Raw genomic sequence first — 12,570 nt, 5'->3', positions numbered from 1 at the left:
TAATTCAGGAGAAAGCCCATGGAACTGTCAGCATTGACAGCTGTTTCACCGGTTGATGGCCGCTACGGGACGAAAACGATTGCGTTACGTTCTATCTTCAGTGAATTTGGTCTGCTGAAGTACCGTACTATCGTAGAAGTCCGTTGGCTGCAGAAGCTGGCTGCAACAGATGCCATCAAGGAAGTACCGGCATTCAGCGCAGACGCAAACGCACTACTCGACAAAATCGCTGCAGAATTCAGCGAGGAAGATGCACAGCGCATCAAAGAGATTGAGCGTACCACCAACCACGACGTAAAAGCGGTTGAGTATTTCCTGAAAGAAAAAGTTGCAGACAATGCAGAGTTGAACGCGGTTAACGAGTTCATTCACTTTGCATGTACCTCAGAAGACATCAACAACACTTCTCACGCCCTGATGCTGAAAGAAGCACGTGAGCAAGTGATCCTGCCAGAAATCCGCAACGTGATTGACGCGATTAAAGCACTGGCTGTTGAATACCGCGATGTTCCTCTTCTGTCACGTACCCACGGCCAGCCAGCATCCCCATCTACTATGGGTAAAGAAATGGCGAACGTGGCGTACCGTATGGAACGTCAATACAAGCAAATCGAAAACGTAGAGATCTTGGGTAAAATCAATGGTGCCGTAGGTAACTACAACGCGCACCTGTCTGCATACCCAGAAGTTGACTGGCACCAGTTCAGCGAAGAGTTCATCACTGAATCTCTGGGTGTTACCTGGAACCCATACACCACGCAAATCGAACCGCATGATTACATCGCAGAGCTGTTCGATGCGATTGCACGTTTCAACACCATTCTGATCGACTTTGACCGTGACGTATGGGGTTATATCGCACTGGGTCACTTCAAGCAGAAGACGATTGCTGGCGAAATCGGTTCTTCAACCATGCCGCACAAAGTCAACCCAATCGACTTCGAAAACTCAGAGGGTAACCTGGGTCTGGCGAACGCAGTATTCGGTCACTTGGCGCAGAAACTCCCAATTTCTCGCTGGCAGCGTGACCTGACGGATTCAACCGTACTGCGTAACCTGGGCGTAGGCGTAGGCTATGCGATCATCGCTTACACCTCTACCCTGAAAGGTATCAGCAAGCTGGAAGTGAACCGTGAAGCACTTGAAGCTGAGCTGGACAAGAACTGGGAAGTACTGGCTGAGCCGGTACAAACCGTGATGCGTCGCTACGGCATTGAGAAGCCTTACGAGAAGTTGAAAGAACTGACTCGTGGTAAACGTGTAGACGGTGAAGGTATGCGTGCATTCATCGACGGCCTTGATCTGCCAGAGCATGAAAAAGCGCGTCTGAAAGAGATGACCCCAGCAAACTACATCGGTGATGCAATCAAGCTGACTGACGCGCTGTAATTTAGCGCTTCAGTCTGAAAGCCCGAATACGCCAGTATTCGGGCTTTTTATTTTGTCTGTCTTCCTACACCCAAGGGTATATAATTGCCCCCAATCCCAAGAAACAGCAATCCCACTATGTATCAGTTAAATTTTGATCTGAACGATTTCCTTACCCGCTTCTGGCATAAAGAGCCTGTTGTGATTAAAAACGGTTTCATCGATTTTGAAGATCCTATCAGCCCGGATGAAGTAGCGGGTCTGGCGATGGAAGAAGAAATCGATTCCCGCTTTGTATCCAATCTGGATGGTAACTGGGAAGTTCAACATGGGCCATTTGAAAGCTTTGAAAGCTTCCCAGACACGCATTCCCAGCTGATCGTGCAGGCAGCCAACCATTGGCATCCAGGGCCGCGTGCGTTGTCAGAGCCTTTCCGCGGTCTGCCGAACTGGCTGTTCGATGATGTGATGGTTTGTCTGTCTATGCCGGAAGGCGGCGTGGGTCCGCACATTGACCAATATGACGTGTTTATCTGCCAGGGCATGGGTAAGCGTCGCTGGCGTGTCGGTGATAAAGGCGAATACAAAGATGCCAATCACCATACTGGCCTCCGCCAGATTGAAGGCTTCGACCCGATTATCGACGAGATCCTTGAGCCAGGTGACATCCTGTATATTCCACCGGGCTTCCCGCACGAAGGCAATACTATTGAAGTGTCACTCAGCTATTCAGTAGGTTATCGCTCGCCGAAGAAACAAGAGCTTCTTAACGGCTTTGCAGATTTCGTGCTAACCAACGAATTGGGTGACAAGCACTTCTACGATCCGAATATTCAAACCCGTGATGAGCACGGCATGATCCCAACGGCAGAATACAATGCGCTGAACGACATGCTAATGAAGCTGATCAACGATGAAGATGCCAAAGCGCGATGGATGGGTGAGCAACTCAGTCAGTCTCGCCACGAGCTAGATATCATGCCAGCCGATCCACCATGGCAATCTGATGAGCTTCAACAGTTTATGGAAGACGGTTTATATCTGGAAAAAGTGTCTGGTCTTAAAGCGTTGTACCATGAGAACAATCCTTCACTGGTTTTCATCAACGGCGAAACCATTGAACTGCCAGAAGGTTGTGAAGCGGCAGCGAAGGTCTTCTGTGATATGGAATACTTCTCGGGCGAAGATTTGGGAGCAATCGCTAACAACCCTGCCCTTTTGGCACTGTTGCTTGATTTCTGCAATCAAGGATTGTGGTACCCGCAAGCCTAATACGCCGAAATATAGAAATAAAAAAGCCTTCCGTTTGGAAGGCTTTTTCATATCAGGTATCTGTTAAAGATGAACCTGCAGACAGGAAACAGAATGCAAATTCGTCCCTGCCAGCCTTGGTTTCGTCTGTGCACACGCGTCTGTCGCTTGAGGGCAACGGGTACGGAATACACAACCCGAAGGCGGGTTCATCGGCGAAGGAAGCTCACCTTCCAACAGTTGAATTTCTTTGTTCCGCTCTTTCACAGGATCCGGTACCGGAACCGCAGACATCAGGGCTTTGGTATACGGGTGTTGCGGGTTGTCGAAAAGCTCTTTGCCTTCCGCGAGTTCCACTGCGTTACCCAGATACATCACCAGAACGCGATCAGAAATGTGCTTCACTACTGAAAGATCGTGCGCGATAAAGATCAGGCTCAGGCCCATTTCTTTTTGCAGCTCTTTCAACAGGTTCACCACCTGCGCCTGAATCGAAACGTCCAATGCAGAAACCGGCTCATCACAGATCACCAGCTTAGGTTTCAGGATAAGCGCACGGGCAATACCAATACGCTGACACTGGCCGCCCGAGAACTCGTGCGGGTAACGGTTAATCACGTTCGGCAGCAGACCAACACGGGTCATCATTGCCTGTACCTGCTGTTTCACTTCGTCCTTAGACAGTTCTGGATAGAAGGTTTTCAGCGGCTCAGCGATGATGTCACCCACAGTCATACGTGGGTTCAGAGATGCCAGAGGATCCTGGAAAATCATCTGGATTTCTTTGCGCTTCTCACGCAGATCGTTACCTTCCAGCTTGGTCAGATCCTGTCCCAACCAGACAACCTGACCTTCCGTCGCCTGCACCAAGCCAATCACAGCGCGGGCAAAGGTGGATTTACCACAGCCAGACTCGCCCACGACACCTAAGGTTTCACCCTCATATAGCTTGATGTCTACGCCATCAACGGCCTTCAATGCCGTTGGCTTTGCCCAAGGCCATACTGACTTGGACGCAATATTGAAGTGCACTTTCAGGTCTTCAATATCCAATAGCAGTTTTTTATCCATCGCACCCATTACCAAGCCTCCTGATCAGAAAAACATGCGCGCAGGCGTCCATCAGCAAAAGGCGTCAGGATAGGTGATTCGCTCTTACAGCGGTCACCAACGCGATGGCAGCGGTCCTGATACGGACAGCCCGGTGGCAGTTTCAGAAGGTTTGGCGGGTTGCCCGGAATCGTCGGTAGAATTTCACCTTCCGTATCCAGACGTGGAATCGCCTTCAATAGCCCTTCTGTGTATGGGTGGCTTGGTTTGTAGAATATTTCATCGACCTTGCCGTATTCCATGGTACGGCCCGCGTACATGACCAGCACTTTGTCACAAGAGCCGGCGACTACGCCCAGGTCATGGGTGATCATGATGATGGCAGTATTGAACTCAGATTTCAGCTCGTTCAACAGCTCCATGATCTGCGCCTGTACGGTCACATCAAGGGCAGTGGTTGGTTCATCAGCAATCAGCAGTTTTGGTCGGCACAGTAGCGCCATCGCAATCATCACACGCTGGCGCATACCGCCAGAGAATTCATGCGGGTACATGGTAATACGCTTGCGCGCTTCAGGAATTTTCACGGCTTCCAGCATGCGAACAGACTCTTCGAATGCTTCCGCTTTCCCCATGCCTTTATGGAGCATGAGAACTTCCATCAGCTGATCGCTGACTTTCATAAACGGGTTCAATGAGGTCATTGGATCCTGGAAAATCATCGCGATTTGTTCCGCGCGGATTTTGTTCAGTTCCTTTTCAGGAAGGTTCAGGATCTCGTTGCCTTCAAATTTTGCGCTGCCGGAAACAACGCCGTTTTTCGCCAGCAAACCCATGATAGAGAACACGGTCTGGCTTTTACCTGAACCCGACTCACCTACGATGCCCAGCGTTTCGCCACGGTCGAGTGAGAAGTTCAGGTCATTAACTGCGGTGACAGACCCATCCTGGGTTTTAAACTCTACGCGCAGATCTTTTACATCTAACAGGCTCATACTTCCTCCTTATCGATCCTTCGGATCCAGCGCGTCACGCAAACCATCACCCACATAGTTAAAGCAAAGCAGTGTAGTGACCATAAACAGCGTTGGGAAAGCCAACTGCCAGATTGCCAGTTCCATGGTTTGGGAACCTTCTTGCAGCAGCGCGCCCCAGCTCGTCATTGGCTCTTGAACACCTAAGCCCAAGAAGCTCAGGAATGACTCAATCAGAATCATGGTTGGGATGAGCAGAGTTGAGTAAACCGCTACGATACCCAGCACGTTCGGTACGATATGACGGAGGATAATATTCTTGGTGCTAACACCACACACATGTGCCGCTTCGATAAATTCCTTGTTACGCAAGCTGAGTGTCTGGCCACGTACGATACGTGCCATATCCAGCCAGGCAATAGCACCGATAGCCACGAAAATCAGGAAGATGTTACGGCCAAAGAAAGTCACCAATACGATAACCAGGAACATGAATGGAATCGCATTCAGAATTTCCAGAATACGCATCATCACGCGGTCAGTTCGGCCGCCAATATACCCGGACGTTGCACCGTAAATGGTACCAATTACAACCGCCACCAAGGCGCCCATCAGACCTACCATCAGTGAGATTTGACCACCAACCAGAGTACGGACATAGATGTCACGACCCAGCGCGTCAGTACCAAAAATATGGCCTTCTTCGCCGAAAGACGGTGCAGCGTGCATCGCATACCAATCGGTATCATCAAACGCATAAGTCGCGAACATTGGACCGATCAATACCCATGCAGTGATACACACCAGAATGAAAAGACTGGTCATTGCGGCTTTGTTACGCATAAAACGGATACGCGCATCTTGCCAAAGGCTTCGACCTTCTACTTCCAGCTTCGCCGAGAAATTTTCGATAGCTTCGTTATTTTCTTCTCTTTTTAAAATCATGATTCAAACCTCAATAACGAATCTTCGGATCCAGCCACGCCAGAAGAATATCGACGATGGCGTTGAAGATAATAAACAGCGCACCAATCAAAATGGTGACACCCAGAACCAATGAATAGTCCCGGTTGAAGGCTGCGTTAACGAACAGCTTTCCGATACCCGGCAGGCCAAAGATGGTTTCAATGACCACCGAGCCGGTAATGATGCCCACGAACGCCGGCCCCATGTACGAGACCACAGGCAGCAGCGCTGGACGCAGAGCGTGCTTGATAACGATGTATCGCATACTCAGGCCTTTCGCTTTCGCGGTTCGGATAAAGTTACTGTTCAGGGTTTCAATCATGCTGCCACGTGTAATACGGGCAAATGTAGCGATATACAGGAATGACATGGCAACAATCGGCAGAATCATGTACTGGATTGCACCGCCATTCCAACCACCCGCTGGGAGCCAGCCCAGACCGATGGAAAAGATATAGATCAATACCGGGGCAAGAACGAAAGACGGCAATACAACCCCAAACATCGACGTGGACATGATGAGGTAGTCCACCCAACTGTTTTGCCGTAACGCGGCAATGGTGCCGACAATGACCCCGATAATGACGGTCACGATAAATGCATAAAAACCTACTTTTGCAGAAACAGGCAGTGCAGAGGCGATCAGTTCGTTGACGGTATAGTCTTTGTATTTAAAAGAAGGACCGAAGTCACCGCGCAGTACCACGTTGCCAAGATAGGTGGTGTATTGCTCAAATAATGGCTTATCCAAACCATATTTGGCGTTGATGTTTTGCATTACCTCTTGTGGCAATGTTTTTTCTGAAGAAAAGGGATTTCCGGGCGCAAAACGCATTAAGAAAAAGGAAATCGTAATCAATACCAAGAGGGTTGGTATCGCTTCCAGTGTACGAGTAAAAATCAATCTAAACATAAAGCATCCTACTTATGTTCGAAAAAACATGCGCCTGCAGCGAGGCAACAGGCGCATGGAGTAACGCTATTATTATTCTGCGATGATGAACATATCTTTCGAGTAGATATTGTCTTGCGGGTTTTGGTCTGGGTAGCCACCTACGTGCGTGCCAACCAAGCGAGGTTGTACGTACTGGTAGATAGGCGCGATTGGCATGTCTTGCGCCAGTTGCGCTTCAGCAATCGCGTAGAAGTTATTACGCTCAGCTTCAGTTTTCGCTACTTTAACCGCGTCGTTCATTGCTTTATCGAAGACATCGCTTGAGTACTTCTGGTCATTCGAGCCATTCTCAGTCATCGCGATAGCCAAGAAGGTAGATGCTTCGTTGTAGTCCGCACACCAGCCTGCACGACGTACATCAAAGTTGCCCTGCTTACTGTTGTCCAGGTAGGTTTTCCACTCTTGGTTTTCCAGCGTGACATTCACGAAGTTACCCAGAGATTTTTTCCACATAGACTGGATTGCAACGGCAATCTTCTTGTGGTTTTCGCTGGTGTTATACAGCAGAGTGAAGTCCAGAGGCTGACCAGGACCGAAGCCTGCTTCTTCCAGCAGTTTCTTCGCTTCTGCGATGCGCTCTTTCTGCGTCATCTTCGCGTATTCTGGTGCTTCTGGTGCGAAGCCAGTAATACCGCTATGAGTCAGTGCGTAAGCAGGCTTTTGGCCTTGACCCAGAATCGCTTTAGTGACGATGTCGCGGTCGATAGTGTAAGAAAGCGCTTTACGAACACGCACATCATCGAATGGTGCTTTCTGAGTATTGAAACCGTAGTAGTAAGTACACAGGTTAGGTGAAACCACTACATTGTCTGGGTATTGCTTAGCCAGACGGCGGAACTGTTCGTTAGGCACTTCATAAGTGATATCGATTTCGCCAGAAAGGAAGCGGTTCATTTCCGCATTCTGGTTTTCGATTGGCAGGAAGGTTACCTGATCGATAACGGTATCTTTGTTATCCCAGTAGTTAGCATTGCGCTCGAGAACAATTTTTTCGTTCACTACCCAGTCAGACAATACAAAAGCACCGTTACCCACAAAGTTTCCTGGTTTGGTCCAAGAATCACCGTGTTTTTCAACCGTTGCTTTGTGTACAGGGTACATGGTGGTGTGCGCCATCATCTTCACGAAATATGGCAGCGGAACTTCAGTTTCAATGACCAGTGTGCGGTCATCAATAGCTTTAACAGCCAGCTCGCTTGCTGGTTTCTTCCCGGCAATAACGTCTTTCGCATTCTTCATCTTGGTATATTCAATGTACCAAGCGTATGGGGAAGCGGTTGCTGGATCGGCTGCACGTTTAAAGCTGTATTCAAAATCTTGTGCGGTTACCGGGTCACCATTTGACCACTTAGCGTCTTCGCGGATCTTAAAAGTGAAAGTTTGGTTATCTTCAGTGCTCCAAGACTCCGCTGCACCCGGGATAGTGGTACCCACTGCATCCTGAATAACCAGACCTTCCATCAGGTCACGCAATACATGGGCCTCAGGCACACCTTCTACTTTATGTGGGTCCAAAGACGCCACTTCAGTACCGTTACCACGAACGAGCTCTTGCTTCGGAGCCAGTTTCACACCAGCAGGTACTTCTGCTGCTGTTGCCGTGAAAGAGGTAACGGCTACCGCCATACCTGCGCCAAGTAGTAGCGCCTGAGTGATTTTGTTCTTATACATGCAGATACTCCAATTTATCCTTCAGTTGCATCCATGACACTCTCCGCCCCTTTGTCATAAAACGGGCAGCGAATTAAGCTGCTTACCGCCACAAATATTGGGTGTTTTACGGAGAATTGTTTGGAACATTACCAAGCATCAAAGCAATTTGCCACAAAAACGACAAAAAAAGTCACATATATCCAACATTGAGAGCATTATTAGCATCTATCACTATTTCAATGCACTGCATTGAACATATGCTTCACCTTCAGATGCAATATAAGTGAAATATTGTAGAAATACCCTAATAAGCACATTAATTAAGCATTAACATCTGGTGTTATCGGTATCTTTTGCAACAAAAAACGTTATTAAAGCCTGTTTAAAAAACAATCAATCGATTAAAAATTCAATATTCCTGAATAAAACCACCAATTCAGCGACGAAATCTTCAGCAACAAAGATCAACGACTTACAGAGAATTAAGCTTAAGCCATTGATTTTAAAAGTTTTTGAACTATTTTCGCCACATAACATAAGTTGTTATTGGGTAAATATTGGACAAAGTTGCCGGGGAGTGTGTCGCACATTCGCGAAGGGAATAAAAAAGCCAGCTGCAATCAACTGGCTTATTGCGGTCTGTTGACCTTGTGAGTGGGGGAATTGGCTATTTTTGCTGATCTTGCGTTTGAAGAGGATCCTGATTAGCACTTTTCTGTTCTTTGCCCTCAACGAGAGTCCCAGTCTTATCCTGGTGAACATCATCCGGCAGAACTTCCTGCAGCATCTGCTTCATCTTTTTGTTGCTGATACGTCTATGTCCCATTGTGATCCTCCTGATTGATTCCACTATGACACACTTACTGCGGTGCACATTTGTGAGGCCAGAAACACGACATGTGCTCTGGTCTAGCCATAAAAGTGTAGCAAAGCCTATTCACTCCCCCGCTCCACATTTGAAACAATGAGAATGCGAGCACGTAGGTACCGAAAAACACTACAAATTATGATGTTTTAATAACGTACGGTAATAAAAAAAATGCTGGTTAGAATTTATTCGTTCTAATTTGAGATGTGACACAGATTGAATTGTGAAAGTCTTAAATATTGCGCACTATGTCTCTGTACCGATGTAATGAAAGTTTGTTTTATCGGCACTGAGGTGCAACAACCAGAATTAATCAACAATTAAACAAAGAGACGATCACGAAAATGAGACCTGCCGGTTCCCAATCTAGACCTCTGTGCTCTCGCGTCCGACATGGCTTTATTCCTTCTGCCAAAAAGCAGGCAAACGAAGAAAAAGCAAAAGGCACCCGTTGATACACAGTTCATTATGTAAATGAATAACCTCTCTACTGAGAGGTTATTTTTTTCCTGCAAACTTAATTCGCCAAGACGATAAAGTGGGCGATTTTTGTGATGACCTGTTCAAAAACAACCCGCAATGTAACGAGCTCGTTACTTTTTTCTCTTCTACACCTCTAATTCCTTACCCTCTGATTTTGCTTTAAATCTGTTTCTTACCAAGTATCAGGACAGAGTCAGCGCAGATTGGCTCATATTGATGCGATGAATAGATAATTCTCGCAATAAATTTTCGAGGGATATTAAGATGAACAAACAGGCTTTTCTGAAGGGGCTGCTCGCTGCCTCAATTGCCAGTGCGACTGCGGCGCCAGTCATGGCGGCACCTGGCGCACCCATTATCGCTTGGGGTGAAACAAACTTTGCGATTATCGAAGTCAACGATGCGGCGACTGCTTATAAAGATTTAGTGACTGTAAAACCTTACGCAGAAGTACCGGTTTCATGGGATCGTTGGTCCGGTGAACCAGGTGATACTTGGCGAGTACTCCTTAACGGCCAAGTGGCACATGAAGCGTCAGTCACTCCATCTGCCAGCCAGAAAGAATCTGCCATTGTGCAGGTTGCTAAAGGCGGCAAATATGACATGGTAGTAGAGCTGTGTAGCGGCACTGGTGCAGCGCAAGCTTGTACCCAAAGTGCACCGAAGCAGATTGTTGTTGCAGACACAGATGGCAGCCACCTTGATCCACTGCCAATGAACGTTGACCCTAACAATGGTAACTACACCACACCAGCAAACACTGTTGTTGGTGCATACTTTGTTGAGTGGGGCGTTTACGGTCGCAAATTCCCAGTAGACAAAATTCCAGCGCAAAATCTGACTCACATCATTTATGGCTTCGTGCCAATTTGTGGTAACAACCCTTCTCTTGATGATGGCCCGCTGGCTGCATTGAACCGCGCATGTGCTGGCTTACCAGATTACGAAGTCGTTATTCACGACCCTTGGGCGGCAGTTCAAATGCCTCACCCGCAATCAGGCCAGAGCTACTCTTCTTCTTACAAAGGCACCTATGGTCAGATCATGGCGCTAAAACAGCGTTACCCTGATCTGAAGATCCTACCTTCTATCGGCGGCTGGACACTGTCTGACCCATTCTACGAGTTTGGCGATAAAGCTAAGCGCGACAAGTTTGTGGCTTCGGTGAAGAAATTCCTGCAAACCTGGAAATTCTATGACGGCGTAGACATTGACTGGGAATACCCAGGCGGTCTGGGCGCTAACCCGAACCTCGGCGATCCTGCGAAAGATGGCGACGCTTACGCGGTGCTGATGCAAGAACTACGTGCAATGCTGGATGAGCTTTCTGCTGAAACTGGCCGCACGTACGAACTGACTTCAGCAGTTGGCGTTGGCTACGACAAGATTGCCAATGTTAACTATGTGGATGCTGTTCCTTACATGGATTACATCTTCGCCATGACTTACGACTACTACGGTGGTTGGAACAACGTTGTAGGTCACCAAGCAGCACTGGATTGTGGCAGCCATATGTCCGCTGACGAGTGTGCAGGTAAAGGTGTCGATGCAGAAGGTAAACCACGTAAAGGCCCTGCTTACACTACGAAAAACGGCGTAAATCTGCTGCTTGAAAAAGGCGTTCCACCTGAAAAACTGGTTATTGGTGCAGCGATGTACGGCCGTGGCTGGACAGGTGTAACTGAAGCAAGCATGTCAGATCCAACTAACCCAATGACGGGTGTAGGTAACGGCAAAATTGCGGGCTCTTGGGAAGCGGGCGTTATCGATTACAAAGATATCGTGACTGACTACGAGAACAAAGCTGGTGTTGTTCTTGGTTATGATGAACAAGCTGAAGCACCTTGGGCCTGGGATCCATCAAACGGTGATCTTGTCACTTACGACAACAAGCGCTCTGTGATGGCTAAAGGTGCCTACGTTCGCCAAAACAACTTCGCGGGTCTGTTTGCTTGGGAAATCGATGCAGACAACGGTGATATCCTGAACGCAATGCAAGAGTCACTTAAAGGTGGCCCTGTTGACCCTGTTAACAAAGCACCTGTCGCCAATGCTGGCGCCGATGTTACCGTTAACGCAGCGGGTACTGTAGCACTTGATGGCTCAGCGTCGAAAGATACTGACGGACAAGTTGTTTCGTACAGCTGGAAACAAACTTCAGGCCCTTCAGTTGCACTGACTGGCGCAAGCACCGCAACCGCATCTGCGGATATCCCAGCCGTGACTACTGATACCCAGTTCGTGTTCTCACTGACTGTAACAGACAATGAAGGCGCAACCGCAACCGATACCGTTGTGGTGACTGCTAAAGCAAAAGTTGTTGATCCAGTCAACGAAGCTCCAGTAGCAGTGCTGACAGCACCAGCTACAGCGAATGCAGGTGATGTGGTTCTGGTGGATGCTAGCGGTTCAAGCGATGCAAACAATGATGCACTGACTTATACCTGGGATGTTCCAGCGGGTGTGACTGCAACACAAAACGGCGCTTCACTGACTTTCACTGCGGGTAGCTACTCAGTAGATACAACTCTGACATTCTCAGTGACCGTATCAGATGGCAAACTGACCGACTCTGCAACCGTATCGGTTGTCGTCGCGAAAGATGAGCCTGTCGTGACTTGTCCTAACGCTTGGGCGAAAGGTACCGTTTACAACTCAGGTGACGTTGTGACTCATAAAGGTGTTGAGTACTCTGCCAAGTGGTGGACCACCAACGAAGAACCTGGCACAACTGGCCAATGGGGTGTTTGGAAAGAACTGGGCGCAGCAAGCTGCCAGTAATCTGAACCTTTAACCACTAGAACGAAAAAGGGATGCATTTGCATCCCTTTCTTTGTTTCGGTGAAACCTGAAAGTAATACCAATCACAGTAGGTAGGTGATCAGAAATAGCGCAGGAAAAATGCTCGAGAACAAGGCGGAAAATTTCGATAAGTAGTTATTCTACAATCAAATTTTTCAACGCAGTTATCGAGCATTTTAACAAGCTAGGATGAGCAGATA

Annotated in this window: 9 protein-coding genes; 3 read left to right on the top strand and 6 right to left on the bottom strand. The window is 48.0% G+C overall.

Annotation, left to right across the window (positions count from 1 at the left end; genetic code table 11):
- Nucleotides 1-18 precede the first annotated feature (18 nt).
- Complete coding sequence (purB, locus tag RN22_RS13975) at nt 19-1,389, top strand: adenylosuccinate lyase (RefSeq protein ID WP_046305230.1); 1,371 nt, start codon at nt 19-21, stop codon at nt 1,387-1,389.
- Between the two features lie 117 nt (nt 1,390-1,506).
- Complete coding sequence (locus tag RN22_RS13970; protein ID WP_046305228.1) at nt 1,507-2,640, top strand: cupin domain-containing protein; 1,134 nt, start codon at nt 1,507-1,509, stop codon at nt 2,638-2,640.
- 63 nt (nt 2,641-2,703) lie between these two features.
- On the opposite strand, the gene oppF is transcribed toward RN22_RS13970, so the two are convergent.
- From oppF to RN22_RS25155, 6 genes are all read right to left on the bottom strand, one after another.
- Complete coding sequence (oppF, locus tag RN22_RS13965; protein WP_046305226.1) at nt 2,704-3,699, bottom strand: murein tripeptide/oligopeptide ABC transporter ATP binding protein OppF; 996 nt, start codon at nt 3,697-3,699, stop codon at nt 2,704-2,706.
- A complete protein-coding gene (locus tag RN22_RS13960; protein WP_002539140.1) occupies nt 3,699-4,664 on the bottom strand; it encodes an ABC transporter ATP-binding protein in 966 nt (321 codons plus the stop codon). Before RN22_RS13960 ends, oppF begins: the two co-directional genes overlap by 1 nt.
- Nucleotides 4,665-4,673: 9 nt before the next feature.
- Nucleotides 4,674-5,585 carry an oligopeptide ABC transporter permease OppC gene (oppC, locus tag RN22_RS13955; protein ID WP_156168210.1) on the bottom strand — a complete coding sequence of 304 codons (912 nt, stop codon included), beginning with the start codon at nt 5,583-5,585 and terminating at the stop codon, nt 4,674-4,676.
- Between the two features lie 13 nt (nt 5,586-5,598).
- Complete coding sequence (gene oppB / locus RN22_RS13950; protein WP_046305221.1) at nt 5,599-6,522, bottom strand: oligopeptide ABC transporter permease OppB; 924 nt, start codon at nt 6,520-6,522, stop codon at nt 5,599-5,601.
- 72 nt (nt 6,523-6,594) lie between these two features.
- Complete coding sequence (locus RN22_RS13945) at nt 6,595-8,235, bottom strand: ABC transporter substrate-binding protein (RefSeq protein ID WP_046305219.1); 1,641 nt, start codon at nt 8,233-8,235, stop codon at nt 6,595-6,597.
- Between the two features lie 649 nt (nt 8,236-8,884).
- Nucleotides 8,885-9,043, bottom strand: coding sequence for a hypothetical protein (locus RN22_RS25155; protein WP_197076301.1), 159 nt, complete (start codon nt 9,041-9,043; stop codon nt 8,885-8,887).
- A 789-nt stretch (nt 9,044-9,832) separates the two neighbouring features.
- Here RN22_RS25155 and RN22_RS13940 point away from each other — a divergent pair.
- Nucleotides 9,833-12,349, top strand: coding sequence for a glycosyl hydrolase family 18 protein (locus RN22_RS13940; RefSeq protein ID WP_046305218.1), 2,517 nt, complete (start codon nt 9,833-9,835; stop codon nt 12,347-12,349).
- The last annotated feature ends 221 nt before the right edge of the window (nt 12,350-12,570 follow it).

Origin of the sequence: Grimontia sp. AD028 (assembly GCF_000973155.1) — a bacterium.
GTDB classification, from domain to species: Bacteria; Pseudomonadota; Gammaproteobacteria; order Enterobacterales; family Vibrionaceae; genus Enterovibrio; species Enterovibrio indicus.
The sequence above is the reverse complement of the archived record's forward strand: the minus strand, read 5'-3'. Positions and strand labels throughout refer to the sequence as shown.

Coding starts and splice junctions, on each gene's coding strand:
- purB (WP_046305230.1), top strand. CDS start 19: ATGGAACTGTCAGCATTGACAGCTGTTTCACCGGTTGATGGCCGCTAC.
- RN22_RS13970 (WP_046305228.1), top strand. CDS start 1,507: ATGTATCAGTTAAATTTTGATCTGAACGATTTCCTTACCCGCTTCTGG.
- oppF (WP_046305226.1), bottom strand. CDS start 3,699: ATGGGTGCGATGGATAAAAAACTGCTATTGGATATTGAAGACCTGAAA.
- RN22_RS13960 (WP_002539140.1), bottom strand. CDS start 4,664: ATGAGCCTGTTAGATGTAAAAGATCTGCGCGTAGAGTTTAAAACCCAG.
- oppB (WP_046305221.1), bottom strand. CDS start 6,522: ATGTTTAGATTGATTTTTACTCGTACACTGGAAGCGATACCAACCCTC.
- RN22_RS13945 (WP_046305219.1), bottom strand. CDS start 8,235: ATGTATAAGAACAAAATCACTCAGGCGCTACTACTTGGCGCAGGTATG.
- RN22_RS25155 (WP_197076301.1), bottom strand. CDS start 9,043: ATGGGACATAGACGTATCAGCAACAAAAAGATGAAGCAGATGCTGCAG.
- RN22_RS13940 (WP_046305218.1), top strand. CDS start 9,833: ATGAACAAACAGGCTTTTCTGAAGGGGCTGCTCGCTGCCTCAATTGCC.